Origin of the sequence: Halobellus rarus (assembly GCF_024494595.1) — an archaeon.
GTDB lineage: Archaea > Halobacteriota > Halobacteria > Halobacteriales > Haloferacaceae > Haloquadratum > Haloquadratum rarum.
In genome coordinates this window covers 52,782-68,404 of sequence record NZ_JANHDI010000010.1, presented here as the reverse complement: position 1 = coordinate 68,404, position 15,623 = coordinate 52,782, and the positions used below count along the sequence as shown (strand labels likewise).

Annotated in this window: 16 protein-coding genes and 2 tRNA genes; 8 read left to right on the top strand and 10 right to left on the bottom strand. The window is 67.2% G+C overall.

Annotated elements, in window-relative coordinates; translation table 11 throughout:
* Nucleotides 1-92: 92 nt before the first annotated feature.
* Nucleotides 93-166, bottom strand: a tRNA-Lys gene (locus NO876_RS12505).
* 195 nt (nucleotides 167-361) lie between these two features.
* Here NO876_RS12505 and NO876_RS12500 point away from each other — a divergent pair.
* A complete protein-coding gene (locus NO876_RS12500) occupies nucleotides 362-2,623 on the top strand; it encodes a PAS domain S-box protein (RefSeq protein ID WP_256422002.1) in 2,262 nt (753 codons plus the stop codon).
* On the opposite strand, the gene NO876_RS12495 is transcribed toward NO876_RS12500, so the two are convergent.
* The 3 genes from NO876_RS12495 to NO876_RS12485 all read right to left on the bottom strand — a co-directional run bounded on the left by NO876_RS12495 (nucleotide 2,610) and on the right by NO876_RS12485 (nucleotide 3,701).
* Nucleotides 2,610-3,305, bottom strand: a complete 696-nt coding sequence (locus NO876_RS12495) for a DUF7119 family protein (RefSeq protein ID WP_256422001.1) — start codon at nucleotides 3,303-3,305, stop codon at nucleotides 2,610-2,612. The genes NO876_RS12500 and NO876_RS12495 overlap by 14 nt on opposite strands.
* A gap of 73 nt (nucleotides 3,306-3,378) precedes the next feature.
* Entirely contained in the window at nucleotides 3,379-3,519 is a 141-nt protein-coding gene (locus NO876_RS12490; protein WP_256422127.1) for a hypothetical protein, read from the bottom strand.
* Between the two features lie 5 nt (nucleotides 3,520-3,524).
* Nucleotides 3,525-3,701 (bottom strand): hypothetical protein, encoded by a 177-nt coding sequence (locus tag NO876_RS12485; protein WP_256422000.1) that lies wholly within the window; start codon nucleotides 3,699-3,701, stop codon nucleotides 3,525-3,527.
* Between the two features lie 218 nt (nucleotides 3,702-3,919).
* Here NO876_RS12485 and NO876_RS12480 point away from each other — a divergent pair, with 218 nt between their 5' ends.
* From NO876_RS12480 to NO876_RS12470, 3 genes are all read left to right on the top strand, one after another.
* A complete protein-coding gene (locus NO876_RS12480; protein ID WP_256421999.1) occupies nucleotides 3,920-4,252 on the top strand; it encodes a DUF8134 family protein in 333 nt (110 codons plus the stop codon).
* Nucleotides 4,253-4,320: 68 nt separating this feature from the next.
* A complete protein-coding gene (locus tag NO876_RS12475) occupies nucleotides 4,321-6,069 on the top strand; it encodes a nitrite/sulfite reductase (protein ID WP_256421998.1) in 1,749 nt (582 codons plus the stop codon).
* A gap of 163 nt (nucleotides 6,070-6,232) precedes the next feature.
* On the top strand, nucleotides 6,233-6,520 hold the full coding sequence (locus tag NO876_RS12470) for a DUF6360 family protein (protein ID WP_256421997.1): 288 nt from the start codon (nucleotides 6,233-6,235) through the stop codon (nucleotides 6,518-6,520).
* A gap of 54 nt (nucleotides 6,521-6,574) precedes the next feature.
* Here NO876_RS12470 and NO876_RS12465 read toward each other — a convergent pair whose 3' ends face one another.
* Nucleotides 6,575-8,527, bottom strand: coding sequence for an SLC13 family permease (locus NO876_RS12465; protein ID WP_256421996.1), 1,953 nt, complete (start codon nucleotides 8,525-8,527; stop codon nucleotides 6,575-6,577).
* Between the two features lie 187 nt (nucleotides 8,528-8,714).
* Here NO876_RS12465 and NO876_RS12460 point away from each other — a divergent pair, with 187 nt between their 5' ends.
* Nucleotides 8,715-9,122 carry an SHOCT domain-containing protein gene (locus tag NO876_RS12460; protein ID WP_256421995.1) on the top strand — a complete coding sequence of 136 codons (408 nt, stop codon included), beginning with the start codon at nucleotides 8,715-8,717 and terminating at the stop codon, nucleotides 9,120-9,122.
* A gap of 18 nt (nucleotides 9,123-9,140) precedes the next feature.
* Here NO876_RS12460 and NO876_RS12455 read toward each other — a convergent pair whose 3' ends face one another.
* Complete coding sequence (locus NO876_RS12455) at nucleotides 9,141-9,344, bottom strand: heavy-metal-associated domain-containing protein (RefSeq protein ID WP_256421994.1); 204 nt, start codon at nucleotides 9,342-9,344, stop codon at nucleotides 9,141-9,143.
* A gap of 127 nt (nucleotides 9,345-9,471) precedes the next feature.
* On the opposite strand from NO876_RS12455, the gene NO876_RS12450 reads away from it, so the two are divergent.
* From NO876_RS12450 to NO876_RS12440, 3 genes are all read left to right on the top strand, one after another.
* Nucleotides 9,472-10,065 (top strand): winged helix-turn-helix transcriptional regulator, encoded by a 594-nt coding sequence (locus NO876_RS12450; protein ID WP_256421993.1) that lies wholly within the window; start codon nucleotides 9,472-9,474, stop codon nucleotides 10,063-10,065.
* Nucleotides 10,066-10,165: 100 nt separating this feature from the next.
* The gene (locus NO876_RS12445; protein WP_256421992.1) at nucleotides 10,166-13,000 is read left to right on the top strand and encodes a heavy metal translocating P-type ATPase; all 2,835 of its coding nucleotides are present in this window, start codon (nucleotides 10,166-10,168) and stop codon (nucleotides 12,998-13,000) included.
* 122 nt (nucleotides 13,001-13,122) lie between these two features.
* Nucleotides 13,123-14,025, top strand: coding sequence for an acyltransferase (locus NO876_RS12440; RefSeq protein ID WP_256421991.1), 903 nt, complete (start codon nucleotides 13,123-13,125; stop codon nucleotides 14,023-14,025).
* Nucleotides 14,026-14,090: 65 nt separating this feature from the next.
* Here NO876_RS12440 and NO876_RS12435 read toward each other — a convergent pair whose 3' ends face one another.
* The 4 genes from NO876_RS12435 to panB form a co-directional block, all read right to left on the bottom strand.
* Entirely contained in the window at nucleotides 14,091-14,297 is a 207-nt protein-coding gene (locus NO876_RS12435) for a DUF8141 family membrane protein (protein ID WP_256421990.1), read from the bottom strand.
* A 40-nt stretch (nucleotides 14,298-14,337) separates the two neighbouring features.
* Nucleotides 14,338-14,535 (bottom strand): hypothetical protein, encoded by a 198-nt coding sequence (locus NO876_RS12430; protein ID WP_256421989.1) that lies wholly within the window; start codon nucleotides 14,533-14,535, stop codon nucleotides 14,338-14,340.
* 75 nt (nucleotides 14,536-14,610) lie between these two features.
* Nucleotides 14,611-14,681, bottom strand: a tRNA-Gly gene (locus NO876_RS12425).
* A gap of 116 nt (nucleotides 14,682-14,797) precedes the next feature.
* A complete protein-coding gene (gene panB, locus NO876_RS12420; protein ID WP_256421988.1) occupies nucleotides 14,798-15,595 on the bottom strand; it encodes a 3-methyl-2-oxobutanoate hydroxymethyltransferase in 798 nt (265 codons plus the stop codon).
* Between the last annotated feature and the right edge of the window lie 28 nt (nucleotides 15,596-15,623).

The window sequence follows — 15,623 nt, the reverse complement described above, 5'->3', positions numbered from 1 at the left end:
CGCGGTCGCTCTGCTCGTTCCACGAGCGTCGCTCCCTGGCTCAAGCCTCCCGGATACTCGCGCCGCTCTTCACTTCGTTCAGAGACGGCTCACGGGCCGGGAGGGACTTGAACCCCCGACCGTCTGGTTAAAAGCCAGACGCTCTGCCGAACTGAGCTACCGGCCCGCACTGAGGCCTAACTGGTCGGCCGTGATAAGCGTTTACTCTCGGTGTGCGACGACAGCGGCGTAGAAGAAGATATATCCACCGCGCGCGGATACCTGGACATAATCGCGTGTCGAGGGATCCAACAGGAACTGGCGACGCTTCTGTCGATAGCTCCCGCCAGCGCGACGGCCGGCCACGGGAGCGCTTCGAGCGATGAGTGATCGCATAGATCCCCCCGCCGTCCTGATCTTCGACGACGAAGCGCTCGCGTCGTCGCTCCGAGCGATCCTCGCCGACGACCCGACGACGATCCTGATCGCCACTGCGGCGACGGCCGAGGAGTGCGAACGAGCGGTGGAGCGCCGTCCGATCGACTGCCTCGTCGCCCGACGGCTGCCACCGCTGGACGGAGTTTCTCCCCGCGGTTCACCCGACGGAGTGGCCGTCTCCGATCCGAAGACGACGCCGAGTCCCGAAGACGACTCGGTGGGGCCACAGACTGTCGCCGCTGGAGAGTCCGGTGGCCTGACCGTTCCGCTGGTGTTGTATCCGGCGACCCCGACGGACGAACTGGCGCGTCGGTCGACCGACTCGGAGGCGATCCGATACGTCCCGCAGTCGATCGACACCGAGGACCGCACGCTGCTCGTCGACGCTATCAGAGAGGCCATCGGACACCGTGCGCGCGAACGGGAACTCAGAGCCCACGCGGCCGAGCGCGACCTCCTCGTCCAGATGTCCTCGCTCGCGAACGTCGGCGGGTGGGAACTCGACGCCGACACCGAGTCGCTCGTCTGGACCGCGGAGACGCGTCGCCTCCACGGGGTTTCGGAGTCTTTCGAGCCGACGATCGAAAACGCGATCGAGTTCTACCACCCCGACGACAGGGACGCGGTTCGCGAGGACGTCGAGTCCGCCCTGCAGGGGGAATCGTTCGACTCGATGTACCGACTGTTCCGGGCCGACGGCGACGTTCGCTGGGTCCGCTCGAAGGGGGTCCCGACCGTCGAGGACGGGTCGATCGTCGGCGTCCGCGGCTCGTTTCAGGACGTCACCGAGGCGAAGCGACGCGAGGACGACATCCGGCAGTTCAAGCGGGCCGTCGAGGCCGCCGGTCACGCGATCTTCATCACCGAGCGGAACGGGACGATCGAGTACGTCAACCCGGCCTTCGAGGCCATCACCGGCTACGACGCTGAGGAGGCCATCGGCCGCGATCCGTCGATCCTGAAATCCGGGAAAATGGATCGAGAGTACTACCGGAGCCTCTGGAGCACCGTGCTCTCCGGCGAAGTGTGGTCCGAGCCGATCGTCAACAAGCGGAAATCGGGCGAGCACTATCACGCCTCCGAGACCATCGCGCCGATCACGGTCGACGACGGGACGATTCAGGGGTTCGTCGCGATCCAGACCGACATCACCGATCAGGTCCACGCGCGCGAGCGGCTCGAAACGTTCCGGGAGATCGTCAACCGCCTCGAGGATCCCATAATGCTGCAGGACCGCGACGGCGCCTTCGAGGTCGTCAACGACACCGTCGCCGAGTACGCCGGCCTGTCCAAGTCCGAACTCATCGGCGGCGACGAGTTCGACTTTATGGACGACTCCGCGGCGCGGACGATCCAGGAAAAGAAAGCGCGCGTCCTCGAAACGGAGCGCTCGGTCACCTACGAACTCACGCCGACGTTCCCGACGAAGGGCGAGCGCTCGTTCGTCACGACCCGCTACCCGCATTACGACGAGGACGGCGACATCGACGGTACGGTCGCGATCTGCCGGGACATCACAGAGCAGGCCGAGCGCGAAAACCAACTCCGCGTCCTCGATAGGATCCTCCGGCACAACCTCTACAACAAGATGAATCTGATCCTCGGGCACGCGGAAATCCTCGAAAACCGGACGAGTGGAGACGAAAAGCGCTCGATACGGCAGATCAGAGAGACCGGCGACGAACTGGTCGAACTCGCCGACAAGGAGCGGCGCATCGTCGAACTACTCACCGACGAATCTGGCCCGCGTCGGATCGACGTCCGGGAACTCCTCGACGACGTCGTCGCCGACATTCGCGAGGCCCACCCCGAGGCGTCGATCACCGTCGACTGTCCGGAACCGTTCGAGGTCCGTGCGATTCCGGAAGTTCGAGAGGCGTTCACCGAACTCCTTCGAAACGCCGTCATCCACACCGGCGGGGATCCCGTCGTCACCGTGACAGCCGCGAAAACGGACGACACTGTCGCCGTCACCGTCGCCGACGACGGTCCCGGAATCCCCGAGATGGAACGGGAGGCCGCCAGAAGCGCGACGGACATCACGCCGCTGTTCCACGGGTCGGGACTCGGTCTGCAGTTCGTCAACCACGTGGCGCGGCGCTCGGGCGGCTCGCTGCGCTTCGAATCCGCCGAAGACGCGTCCAGCGAAGGCGGCTCGGTCGTCGTGTTGAACCTTCCCGCCGCGGACGCGGCTACTCGGGAGTGACCGACTCCTCGGCGAAGTAGGCATCGAGCGCTTCGGCGACCAGTTCCCCGGGCGCTCTGTTCTCGATCGAGGCGCGTCGACGGAGTTCGCGATAGACGTCGAGGGGGAGCGACAGCTCCATCCGTCCCAGTTCGATTCCGCGCGCCCTGAGCGCCTCGGCGGCGCTCGTCTCCCCGTCGACCTCGCTCGCGATTCGACGCACCTGCCGAACCGTGAGGTCGGCGTCGACGACCGCCCACGCGAGGTCGAACCGGTCGACGCCGGAGACGCGGGCGATGTGCTTCGCGGCCGTCGGAGCGATGTCGCCGCGGGCGACGTGCCGCCGGATCGCCTGCGGGAGGTCGTGGACGCGGGCCCACTTGCGGACGAACGAGACGGAGACGTCGCCGCCGGCGCGTTCGACGGCCTCCTTGTACGAGCCGACACCTCTGACGAGCGCCGCGCAGGCGGCCGCGCCGCGGAGCATGTACACGTTGTCCGCGGCACCGACGGTGTTCTCGGAGAAGGCGCGGACCGTCTCGGCGGCCTCGGCGACGCTCTCGGGGTCGTCGGGGTCGAACCCGACGGCCTCTTTGGCCCGTTCGCCCGTGACGGCGGGATCGGCGCGGACGACGGGCTCACCGACGGGTTCTTCGCGGTCTGCGGGGAGTCTCCCCGTTCGGTCGCCGGCGTCGTCGGTCATCTTCGAATCCACGTAACGAGGCTGCAATTAAAAGCCTCTCCCCCTCGGGCGCTGAACGCGGGTGCGGGCGCGGTCACTCCTCTCGGCTGTCCGAGAGGTGCTCCCAGATCTCCGTGCAGCCCGCCCCGTCAGCGAGATCGTCGAGGTGGCTGTACTCTTCGGCGTCTGCGTCGTCGGTCGACTTCGTCTCGTCGGCTCCGGTTTCTGGTTCCATTAGCGTCATCTTTGCTCCGTGGCCGCGCCGTCAGTCGCGGTCTGCGGTGCCCGCTCGCGGGTGCTGTCGCGTCTCGGTGCATCGTACAGTTCCGGAGCGACGTCGGCGGAGGCGTGTTGCCGCCGCTCGTCCCCGGCATCGTCGATTCGGGCCACATCGCACATCCGAACGGAATCGGTCATCGAACTCCCCTTTGGATCCTCCCCCCATAAGGGCCTCTTACGGAGTAAATCAAACCACTACTCCCGGATAGCGGAATTCCGTTCCGGCTTCTATGACGGCCTTCGATCGGCGAAACCGACCCACGGCGTGTGGATCGATGCGGTCCATCGCGTCGCCGACAGCGTCGCCGTTTGTGACCGCCGTCAGAGGTGGGTCCATCGGGTGCGTAGGGAAGCGTATGACGACCCGACTTCGCATCCTCGACGACGGCGCGTGGCTCTCTGTCGACGACAGTCGGCGGGTGAGCGTGAGCGAACTCTGGCGGCTCGACGCGCCGGGTTTCTGCGAGTGCGACCTCGCCGATATGGTCGTCGAGAACTTCCTGGAGACGGGTGTCGACGGGCGAACCGTCCAGGTTCGCGTCTACGGGCAGTGCATCGTCTGCGGGACGAAATCGACCACCGGCTGGATTCCCGTGGGCCGGATCGTCGACGGCGAATTCGTCGATATCGACCGCGAGGGCGTCCTCCGCGTGACCGACGACAAAGAAGAAGCAAAAAGTTCCGGTTAGCGGGAGCAGCGGGAAGGGTTGACGGCACGCGTTCCCCTTTGAAGGTGGGGGTGTTGTACCCTACAACGATGCCAACGGACGTCGAAAACTGGAAGTCGGAGGTCTACGGGAACGAGATACGCGAGCACCTCTTCAGGTTCGCCGAGGAGGGCTTCGAGACGATTCCCGACGACGAGCGAGACGCGTGGTTCGAGCGCTTCAAGTGGTGGGGGCTGTACCACCAGCGGAACGGGCAGGAGGGCTACTTCATGATGCGGATCGGAACGCCGAACGGCGTGCTCGAACCGGGACAACTGCGCGTCGTCGGCGAGATCGCAGACGAGTACGCGCGCGGTCCGGGCACGAACCCGATTTTCGGCGACGCTTACGCGGACTACACGACCCGGCAGGCGATCCAGCTGCACTGGATCGAACTCTCGGACGTTCCAGACATCTTCGAGAAGATGGAGAAACACGGGCTCACCACCCAGCAAGCGTGTGGCGACTCCTGGCGGAACATCGTCGGGAATCCGGTCGCCGGCAAGGACGGACAGGAAGTCATCGACGCCTGGCCCGTCATCCGCGACCTCAACGAGACGTTCAAGGGCGACGAGGATCACTCGAACCTCCCGCGGAAGTGGAAAGTCTCGGTGACCGGTTCCGCGGACGGGTCCGGTCAGGGCGACATCAACGACCTCGCCTTCGAGCCCGCGTACAAGGAGATCGAGGGCGAGGACGTCGTCGGCTTCAACGTCCGCGTCGGCGGCGGACTCGCCCGCAACGAACCGCGGTTCGCCCGCGACATCGACGTGTGGGTCTCTCCGGACCGCGTCTCCGACGTCGCCGGCGGCCTCTCGGCGCTCTTCCGCGACAACGGCGACCGCGAGGACCGCTACAACGCCCGGATCAAGTTCCTCGTCGACGAGTGGGGCGCCGAGGAGGTCCGCGAGACCCTCCAGGACGAGTACGTCGACTTCGAGCTCCACACCGCCGGCCGCGACGTCCGCGAGGAGTACACGTACAACACCGGCGAGGGCGAGCGCAACGACCTCGTCGGCGTCCACGAGCAGCGAGATGGAAAGTACTTCGTCGGACTGAACGTCCTCGTCGGCCGGATGGGCGCCGACGACGTCCTCGAACTGGCCGACCTCGCCGAGGAGTACGGCTCCGGCGAGGTCCGACTCTCTCAGCGGCAGAACGTCATCGTCACCGACGTCCCCGAGTCCGAACTCGACGACTTCCTCGAGGAGGACCTCCTCGAACACTACTCGCCCGAGCCGTCGCCGTTCATGCGCGGTTCGATCGCCTGTACGGGCACGGAATTCTGTTCGCTCTCGATCGTCGAGACGAAGAACCGCCAGGTCCGCTTCGCCCGCTGGCTGAAGGAGAACGTCGACCTCCCCGAGGACGTCGAGGAGTTCCACATCCACCTCTCCGGCTGCACCGCGTCGTGCGCGCAGCCGCAGATCGCCGACGTGAGCCTCCGCGGGATGAAGACGAGGAAGGACGGCGAGGCGGTCGAGGCGCTCGACGTCGGCCTCGGCGGCGGCCTCGGCGACGAGCCGCAGTTCGCCCGCTGGGTCACCCAGCGGGTTCCCGTCGACGAGGTCCCCGGCGCGCTCGCGAACCTCATCGACTCCTTCGCCGAAGCGCGCGAGGCGGGCGAGTCATTCCGCGCGTTCGTCGCCCGTCACGACGACGAGGAACTCGACGAGTTCGTCGACCCCGAGGAGACGGATTACGAGGACCCGATGATGCACAACACGAAGATGACGTGGTACCCCTACGCCGAGGACGACTCGATGGACGCGAAGCCGCCGGCGCCGGCCGACGACTGAGCCGCCGACGCCAGCCGACGACTGAGCTGCCGGCGCCGGCCGACGACTGAGCTACCGGCGCCGGCCGACGACTGAGCTACCGGCGCCCGCCGACGACTGAGCGCCGCTGACCTCTCCTCCCTCTGGCGGTACAGACTTCCCGCTCGCTCCCCTGATCTCACCTATGCCCAACCGACTGCTCAAGGTCAACGCCTACACGACGCTCGACCTCGTCGACGCCGCGGCGCGCGGCCACGACTTCGAGGACGAGGCCGTCGCCGTCCTGAACGTCACGTCGCCCCGCGAGAACCCCGACCACGTGAAGTTCCAACTCGAACTCGACAACAGCCATCTGGAATCGGTGCCCGCCCACGCCGACGAGGTGACGCTCTCGGCCGAGGAGGCCCGGACCGTCGCGGACGCGCTGAACTCCCACGCCGCCAAGGTCGAGGCGGCCGACGACGCCGAGTGAGATTCATAGCCTGCCGCCACGCCGCGGTCGCGGAGACGGATCCGAGGACGACCGCTAGAGTCCCCAGATCACGGCGATTCCGACGGTCGCGACGACAGCCAGGAGCAACTGCAGCGGCCCCCCGACGCGGAGGAAGTCGGCGAACTCGTAGCCGCCCGGACCGTACACCATCAGGTTCGTCTGGTAGCCGATCGGCGTCGCGAACGACGTCGCGGAGGCGAACATCGCCGCCAGGAGGAACGCGAACTCGTTCGCGCCCAGGCGGGCGGCCCCGTCGACGGCGACCGGGATCGCGAGAACGATGGTCGCGACGGGCGTGATGACGCTCGCGAGAATACCGACGGCGACGTAGAGGACGAACAGGACCGCCGCGATCGGCAGGATACCGCCGAGCGCGACCAGCAGATCGGCCAGGAGCGCCGCGCCGCCGGTCGCGTTCAGCGCGAGGCCGAGCGGAATGACGCCCGCGAGCAGGAAGACGACGTTCCAGGAGACGGCGTCGTAGGCGTCCGAGGTGGTGAGACAGCCGGTCACGACCATCGCGACGACGCCGCCCAGCGCGGCGATTACGACCGGAAGCAGGTCCAGCGCCGCGACCGCGACGACGCCGAACAGGATCCCGACCGCCAGCGGGGTCTTTGGGGAGAGCGGTGGCAGCGCGGACTCGGCGTCGTCGCCGTCGTAGATTCCGCTCTCGTCGCCGGCGTAGATCCCGCTACCCTCACCGTCGTCGATCCCGCCGCCGACTCCGCCGGCCGTGTCGGCAGTCGTCGCAGATTCCTCGGCGGTCCGATCCTCCAGCGCGCGTTCGTCGGCGATGATGAGTTCGCCGCTGTCGCGGAAGTAGCGCGCCGACGCGGGCGTCGTCCGCACGAGCAGTAAGTCGCCGGGCTGAAGCGTCCGGTCGCGAAGCTCCGTGCGAAGGAGCTCCTTCCCGCGGCGGATCGCCAGCACGGTCGTCCGGTGGTACTCGTCCATCCCGGTCCCGGCGACCGTCTCGCCGACGTAACTGGAGCGTTCCGGGACGACCGCTCGCGCCAGCGTGCCGCCGGTCGCGACCGTCTCGAAGGTGTCCGCGGTGACGGGTTCCCGGACGAGGTGACTCACGTCCGCCGCCTCGCGGAACCGGTTGACGGCCTGCAGCGAGCCGTGAACGACCAGAACGTCGCCCGCTTCGATCGGAACGTCCGCGTGCGGGCCGGCGCGTGCCTCCCCGTCGCGCCGCAACTGCAGGATCCGGATCTCGTCGTACTCGGCGTCGAACGCGTCGAGCGGGACCCCCACGGCGGGCGATTCAGCCCGGATGCGGACGAACGCCAGGTGATCCGAGAGGTCGAACTCCGAGACCCGATCGGCGTCGACCGGGATCCGCGCGGGGGTGAGCCACCGGCCGACCGTCAGGAGGTACGCGCTCCCGACGAGCAGCAGTACGACCCCGAGGCCGGTGAACTCGAACATCCCGATTCCGTCCCGGCCGTCGATGAGCAGTCGGGCGAAGTCGCTCGCGAGGATGTTCGTCGACGTCCCGACGAGCGTGAGCGTCCCTCCGAGAATCGCCGCGTAGGAGAGCGGCAGCAGGAGCTTCGAGGGACTGGTGTTCGTGCGCTCGGCCAGGTCCGTGATCATCGGAATGAACACCGCGACGACGGGGGTGTTGTTGATCACGCCGGCGATCGGTCCGGTCGTCCCGACCGTCGCCAGCAGCGCGCGGAACTCGTCGCCGTCGGTGAACTCGGCGAGCAACACGCCGAGCCGACGGATGATCCCCGTCTCCTGGACGCCGGCGCTCAGCATGTACATCGCGATGATCGTGACCGTCGCGGGGTTGGCGAACCCGGAGATGGCGGCCCGCGCTCCGACGCCGGTCCACGGCTCCAAGACGACGAGCGCGGCGATGATTCCGATCGCGGTGACGTCGTTCGGGACGATTTCCGTGACGAAGGCGACGAGCGCGAGGCCGACCAGCGCGAAGACGACGACCACGCCGGAGACCTCGAACAGCGGCATACTCAACCGAAGTGTGCCCAGACGGGCATATACGTTTCGAGGATGTGGGCAGATTCGAACACTCGTCCGTCCCGACGAGGAGTCGCGTCTCAGACTTTCGAAAGCGAAGATATCCGCCGGCAGATGCTCGACATCTAAATAACAACCGCAGTAAGGCGTGAGCGCGTACGTTCACACGGTGATCGATATGCCCGAAACCGACACGATGCGCTGGCTCGTCGGCGGTCTCGTCGCCGTCGGAGCGCTGCTGTTCGTCGCACCCATCCTGTTCGGAATGGGCGGCGGAGCGATGGGGAGTGGAATGTGGGGCGGGACGACCGGCGGGATGTGGGGGCCGATGCACGATGGCTGGATGGGACGCGGGACGGCGGGCGGAGCAGGCGGGTGGTGGGTCGTCGCGCTGCTGTGGCGGTTGCTGCTCGTGGCCGCGCTCGTCGCTGGCGGCTACCTGCTGTATCGGGCTGCGAGCGGCGACGAACGGAGCGATTCCGCGATCGACGAGCTGCGGAGCGCCTACGCCCGCGGCGACCTCTCCGAGGAGGAGTACGACCGGCGGCGCGAGCGACTGGAGGAGGAGTTGCGACAGGAGAAGTAGCGGCCGGAGGAGTAGCGGCTACGACGACGCGTCGTAGCCCGCGTCGTCGACGGCGGCGACCAGGTCTGAAACGTCGGTATCCCCCTCGACAGTGGCCGATTCAGACTCCCGGTCCGCTTCCGCCGATTCGACACCGGAGACCGCCAGCAGCGCGTCCTCGACGGTCTCCTCGCAGTGCGCACAACTCATCCCGGACACCGTGATCGTTCGCGTCGACGTCATCGGTTCGTCGTTAGCGCGAGCGAGTTACGGCACTTTCGCTTTTCCATTCACGGTTTGCCGACCTCGTGACTTTCGAAACAAAACTCACACGGGCAACTTACTTGTCGTCTCTCCCCCAAAGGGGCGTATGTCGACACTCGACGAGACCGACGTCCGGATCCTCGAACTGCTCGTGGAGAACGGCCGACGCTCCTACAGCGACATCGCCGAAGTCGTCGACCTCTCGCCGCCGGCGGTCTCAGACCGGATCGAGCGCCTGCAGGAATCGGGTGTCATCCGACGGTTCACCGTCGACGTCGACCGATCACAGCTCCGGGCTGGCGTCCCCGTGCTCGTGACGCTCGAACTCCCCCCCGAGTCCGTCGACACCGTTCGCGACGACGTCGTCGGCGCTGATCCCGTCGAGCACGTGTTCGTCACGGCCGAGGGCGACGTGGTCTTCCACGCGCGGGTCCGCGCCGATGCCGTCCGCGAGCAACTCGATCGCCTCGTCGACCTCTCCCGGGTCGACGACTACGAGGTGACCGTCGTCGGCGACGTCGAGTGGTCGCCGGCCCTCGGGGGTGCGGAGTTCGCGCTGTCGTGCGCCGAGTGCGGCAACACCGTCACCAGCGAGGGCCGCAGCGAGCGCATCGGCGGCGAGCGCTATCACTTCTGCTGTCCGTCGTGCCTCGCGCAGTTCCGCGAGCGCTACGAGCAGTTCGAGGCCGACGCGGCGTGAACGACCCCGCGACTTTTGATTCGAAATTTCGAACCCCGATCTACCACGGATCCGAAAGGGACAATCGAGGTAAGAGAGGGACCCGTACTAGATAGTACCCATGAGTACACGAACGATCCACCTCGACGTCAGGGGGATGTCCTGCGCCAACTGTTCGGGGACGGTGCAGGACGCCCTCGGCTCCCTCGACGGGGTCGAATCGGCCTCGGTCAACTTCGCGACCGACGAAGCGAGCGTGACGTACGATCCCGACCGGGTGTCGCTTTCTGAAGTCTACGACGCGATCGAGAGCGCCGGCTACGATCCCGTCTCGGAGACGGTCTCGATCGCGATCACCGATATGTCCTGTGCGAACTGTGCGGAGACGAACCGGACGGCGCTGGAGTCGAACCCGGGAGTCGTCCGCGCGGACGTGAACTTCGCGACCGACGAGGCGCAGGTCGAGTACGTCCCCGGTGAAGTTTCGATCGAGGAGCTGTACGACGCGGTCGAGTCGGCGGGCTACACGCCGGTCCGGGAGACCGGCGACGACGCGGACGGCCAGACCGGCGACGGTGAGGACGCCCGCGATGTCGCCCGAAACGCCGAGATCACGAGACAGAAGCGGCTGACGCTGTTCGGCGCGGCGCTCTCGACGCCGCTTCTGGCGATGCTCGCGCTCCACCTGTTCGCGCCCGGGGCCCTCCCGGAGACGGTCCCCGGGACCGGCGTGCCGTTCGGGTGGGTCGCCTTCGCGCTCGCGACGCCCGTGCAGGTCGTTCTCGGCCGAGAGTTCTACGAGAACAGCTACACCGCGCTCGTGCGGAACCGGACGGCCAACATGGACGTGCTGATCGCCCTCGGTTCCACCACGGCGTATCTGTACTCGGTGATCGCGCTCGTGGGGATCCTGCCGAACGCGGGGCTGTACTTCGACACCGCCGCGCTCATCCTGGTGTTCATCACGCTCGGCAACTACCTCGAAGCGCGCTCGAAGGGCCAGGCCTCCGAGGCGCTCCGCTCGCTCCTGGAGATGGAGGCCGACACGGCCACGCTCGTCGACAGAGCGGCGTCGGAGACGCCGCCCGCAGACGGGGAAGTTGCCGAGCAAAGCTCGGCAGCCCGCCAGACGGAGTCTGGCGAAGCCGTCGACGGCGAGGAGCGAGAAGTCCCGCTCGACGAGGTCGAGGTCGGCGACCGGATGAAGGTCCGCCCCGGCGAGAAGATCCCGACCGACGGCGTCGTCGTCGACGGCGAGTCGGCGGTCGACGAGTCGATGGTGACCGGCGAGTCCGTCCCCGTCTCGAAGGAAGCGGGCGACGAGGTCGTCGGCTCGACCGTGAACCAGAACGGCGTGCTCGTCGTCGAGGCGACGAAGGTCGGTTCCGACACCGCGATTCAGCAGATCGTCCAGACCGTCAAGGAGGCGCAGTCCCGACAGCCCGAGATCCAGAACGTCGCCGACCGGATCTCGGCGTACTTCGTCCCCGCGGTGATCGTGAACGCGCTCGTCTGGGCGACGGTCTGGATGCTGTTCCCCGCTCAACTCGCCGGATTCGTCGAGGCGCTTCCCCTGTGGGGCGTCGTGGTCGGCGGTCCCGCGGCGGCCGGCGGGACGGTCTCCACGCTGGAGTTCGCCGTCCTCGTGTTCGCCTCCGCCGTCCTGATCGCTTGCCCGTGCGCGCTCGGGCTGGCGACGCCGGCGGCGACGATGGTCGGCACGTCGATCGGCGCGCAGAACGGCGTGCTGTTCAAGGGCGGCGACATCCTCGAACGCGTCCGCGACGTCGACACGGTCGTCTTCGACAAGACCGGCACGCTGACGAAGGGCGAGATGTCGCTGACGGACGTCGTCGCGCTCGGACCCTCGGCGGACGGCGGTGCGCTCGATCCTGCATCCGACGACGATGCGCTCGACCCCGCGCCCGACGGCGGTGCGCTCCGGGAAGTCGCGGACGACGGAGACGCGACTGCTGAGGCGGGTGCCGGCGAGGACGCCGAGACGACGGTCCTCCGTCTCGCGGCCGCCGCAGAGCGGAACAGCGAGCACCCGCTCGCTCAGGCCATCGTCGAGGGCGCGGCGGAGCGCGGCGTCGACGTCCCCGAGGCCGAGGAGTTCGAGAACGTCCCCGGCCACGGCGTCCGCGCCACCGTCGAGGGCGACACGGTCCTCGTGGGGAACCGTCGGCTCCTCGAAGACGCCGGTATCGACCCCTCGCCCGCCGAGGAGACGATGCATCGGTTAGAAGAAGAGGGCAAGACGGCGATGCTCGTCGGTCGTCTGTTCGAACGGACTGGCGAGACCGAACCGAGCGACGCGGCCGACGAGACCTCCACCGCCGCCGGCGAGGTTCTCGGCGTCGTCGCCAACGCGGACACGATCAAGGAGACGTCCGCGGAGGCCGTCCGCGCGCTTCGCGAGCGCGGCGTCGACGTCCATATGATCACCGGCGACAACGAGCGGACGGCCCGCGCGGTCGCCGAGCAGGTCGGCATCGACCCCGACAACGTCCGCGCGGAGGTACTGCCGGACGGGAAGGCCGACGCGGTCGAGGCGATTCAGGACGAGGGCAAGAAAGCGATGATGGTCGGCGACGGCGTCAACGACGCGCCGGCGCTGGCGGCGGCGTTCGTCGGCACGGCACTCGGCTCGGGAACCGACGTCGCCATCGAGGCCGCCGACGTGACGCTGATGCGGGATGACCCCACCGACGTCGTGAAGGCGATTCGCGTCTCCGCGGGGACGCTCGCGAAGATCAAGCAGAACCTCTTCTGGGCGCTCGGGTACAACACCGCGATGATCCCGTTGGCGTCGCTCGGCCTGCTTCAGCCGATCCTCGCGGCGGGCGCGATGGCGCTGTCGTCGGTGTCGGTGCTGACGAACAGCCTGCTGTTCCGGCGTTACACGCCGGATCACGACTATCGAATTCTGGGCTTCCTCCGCCGACGACGCTGAGGACGGCGCGATGATCGCCCGTTTTCGGGCGTATCACCGCGGTCGGTCGTCGTATCGACCCGGTCGGTCGGTATTCTCGCACAACCGAACGGATTTGCCGTCGGAGTCCGAACCCGACTCCGATGACAAAAGTCAACGTCTCCCTACCCGCGGAGGCGGAAGCGAACGTCGAGGCGTTCATCGACGAGGTAGACGAGCGGCTCTCCTCTTCGGAGGACACCTGTCGCGTCGTCACGGAGACGCTCGTCGACCTTCACGGGGACCGAGACGCGTACGACCGCTGGCAGGCCGGCGAGGACGTATCGCCGGCAGAATGCGTCCGACTGCAGGGCTATGACCCCTGCAACGCGACCTTGGAGTCGGAGTACTACGCCGAGAAGGACGAAGAGCGATACCCGCGCTCGAAGTATCTCCAGTGGCTCTGGCGGCAGTTCGACGCGACGCCGATGGCCGACAACGTCGCGTTCGCGCTCCGGTTTCGGGGGATGCTCGCGAACCACCTCTTCGAGGAGTGCGGCGACGACTGCCGGTTCTTCAAGGGGATCACGTTCACCTACGGCCACAACATCTCCGTCGGCGACAACGTCGTGATCCACGACGACGTCCACCTCGACGACCGCGGGAAACTCACGATCGGCGATCGCGCGTCGGTCTCGGACAACGTCCACCTCTACAGTCACGACCACGACGTCGTCGACCAGACTGCGGTGGAGAACTACCACACGATCGTCGGCGACGACGCCCGGGTGACGTACGATGCAATGGTCCGCGCGGGCTGTCGGATCGGTGAGAACGCCGTCGTGGGCGCGCGCTCCGTCGTGCAGGGCGACGTCCCGGACCACCACATCGCTGCGGGCATCCCCGCGAAGAGCCTGAAGATCAAACCAGGCTGGGAGCCCGTCGCCGACCCCGTCGAAGACCGACTCACGAACCGACAGTCAGAGCGCCGGATCGACTACGAACTGCCCGACGATCTCGACGCCTACGACGAGTTCCAGCGGGATCGAACGCCGCCCGCGGAGTGAGCGCTATTTGTCGGTAGTTGGTCTCTGCTGTCTGCAACAGATGCGTCTCGCGTGTATCCGACCCGTCACTGCGCGCTTCGCATCACGAGCAGCGACATCGGGAGGCTCGCCGCGACGAGGCCGTAGACGCCGCCGATCAGCGGATCGACGCCGAGCACCGGACCGAGCAGGTAGCCGCCGAGGAAGCCGATCGGATCGAGAACCACGGCGAGGATGACGATCTGCTGTTGGAAGGGCTTCGCGTCGAACCAGCGGGAGAGTCCGGGAAACATCGGGGGACGCCTTCCGATTTTCCCGTCGTCGCCAAAGCTGTTACTCCTCGACAGCCGCCGTTGCGACTCCTTCGACAGGTGACGCGTGACCGCGGGGATTCGTGGCGAACAGTCGGCACCCGCTCGCGACGACGTCCTCCCAGTGCCGTCGTCCGGCCCCCGCGTCGACGTGCCGAGCAATCGCGACCCGACGCGAGGTGACAGTCAGATCACGCGCCTTCTGGCCGCTCGATCGCATATAAAATCTCGTCGCGATCGCTTTCGGGTTCGACTCTCCGTACCGATTTCTCCGCTCACTTCGCTCGGCAGAAAGTGCGCCAGCCGAGAATTGAACCCGGGCTAGTGGCTTGGGAAGCCACTGTCCTACCACTGGACCACTGGCGCGCAGATGCCGTCCTGCACTCGAAACAGAGCCACAGCCCGGACTTAAGGATGACGGAACGACGTCTCACCCTGAACGATCCGAGACGGCAACGAGATCCCGGCGGCGATCCTCCATCTCAGATGTCGAGGCCTTCGCTGTGGCTGTGTTCGTCGGCCGGAAACTCCCTCGATTCGACCGCGTCGCGGTACTGTTCGATGGCCTGTCGCATCTCGCCGCGGACGTCACCGAACGCCTCCGCGAACGGCGGAATCCGCTCTGAGAGCCCGATCGCGTCGTCGACGACGAGCACCTGTCCGTCCGTCTCCGGCCCCGCGCCGATGCCGATAGCCGGGATCTCGAGTTCGTCGCTCGCGGCCGCGCCGACCTCGCGCGGAACGTGTTCGATCACCAGCGAGAACGCGCCGGCCTCCTCGTGCGCCTTCGCGAGGTCGAGCATCTCCGCCGCCTGCTCCGCCGTGGTCCCCTGTCGCGTGTACCCGCCGACGCTGTTGACGTGCTGCGGCGTGAGACCGACGTGTGCCATCACCGGAATCCCGAGACGCGTCATCGCCTCCGTCAACTCGATCGTGTGCGGGCCGGACTCGAGCTTGACCGCGTGTGCACCGGCCTCTTTCAGCAGGCGGCCGGCGTTTTCGAGGCTCTCCGATCGGTCGACCCCGTAGCTGAGAAACGGCAGGTCGGTGACGACGAGCGCGTCGTCGACGGCGTTCGCGACCGAGGTCGTCGCCCGCATCATGTCGTCCAACGTCACCGGCAGCGTCGACTCGTAGCCGAAGACGGCGTTCCCGATACTGTCGCCGACGAGCACGACGTCGATCCCCGCCTCGTCGGCCAATGCGGCCGTCGGGGCGTCGTAGGCCGTGAGCATCGTCACCGGCGTCTCCTGCTCCTGTATGCTCGCAACGGTGGTCATCGGTTCACAATCGTCCGTGGGGGACCTT

Excerpts from the sequence above, each read along its gene's own strand:
- NO876_RS12485 (WP_256422000.1), bottom strand. The coding sequence starts at position 3,701 with ATGACCGATTCCGTTCGGATGTGCGATGTGGCCCGAATCGACGATGCC.
- NO876_RS12465 (WP_256421996.1), bottom strand. The coding sequence starts at position 8,527 with ATGCCGCTGTTCGAGGTCTCCGGCGTGGTCGTCGTCTTCGCGCTGGTC.
- NO876_RS12435 (WP_256421990.1), bottom strand. The coding sequence starts at position 14,297 with ATGTTTCCCGGACTCTCCCGCTGGTTCGACGCGAAGCCCTTCCAACAG.
- NO876_RS12450 (WP_256421993.1), top strand. The coding sequence starts at position 9,472 with ATGTCGACACTCGACGAGACCGACGTCCGGATCCTCGAACTGCTCGTG.
- panB (WP_256421988.1), bottom strand. The coding sequence starts at position 15,595 with ATGACCACCGTTGCGAGCATACAGGAGCAGGAGACGCCGGTGACGATG.
- NO876_RS12495 (WP_256422001.1), bottom strand. The coding sequence starts at position 3,305 with ATGACCGACGACGCCGGCGACCGAACGGGGAGACTCCCCGCAGACCGC.
- NO876_RS12440 (WP_256421991.1), top strand. The coding sequence starts at position 13,123 with ATGACAAAAGTCAACGTCTCCCTACCCGCGGAGGCGGAAGCGAACGTC.
- NO876_RS12460 (WP_256421995.1), top strand. The coding sequence starts at position 8,715 with ATGCCCGAAACCGACACGATGCGCTGGCTCGTCGGCGGTCTCGTCGCC.
- NO876_RS12480 (WP_256421999.1), top strand. The coding sequence starts at position 3,920 with ATGACGACCCGACTTCGCATCCTCGACGACGGCGCGTGGCTCTCTGTC.
- NO876_RS12500 (WP_256422002.1), top strand. The coding sequence starts at position 362 with ATGAGTGATCGCATAGATCCCCCCGCCGTCCTGATCTTCGACGACGAA.
- NO876_RS12455 (WP_256421994.1), bottom strand. The coding sequence starts at position 9,344 with ATGACGTCGACGCGAACGATCACGGTGTCCGGGATGAGTTGTGCGCAC.
- NO876_RS12470 (WP_256421997.1), top strand. The coding sequence starts at position 6,233 with ATGCCCAACCGACTGCTCAAGGTCAACGCCTACACGACGCTCGACCTC.
- NO876_RS12475 (WP_256421998.1), top strand. The coding sequence starts at position 4,321 with ATGCCAACGGACGTCGAAAACTGGAAGTCGGAGGTCTACGGGAACGAG.
- NO876_RS12445 (WP_256421992.1), top strand. The coding sequence starts at position 10,166 with ATGAGTACACGAACGATCCACCTCGACGTCAGGGGGATGTCCTGCGCC.
- NO876_RS12490 (WP_256422127.1), bottom strand. The coding sequence starts at position 3,519 with ATGGAACCAGAAACCGGAGCCGACGAGACGAAGTCGACCGACGACGCA.
- NO876_RS12430 (WP_256421989.1), bottom strand. The coding sequence starts at position 14,535 with ATGCGATCGAGCGGCCAGAAGGCGCGTGATCTGACTGTCACCTCGCGT.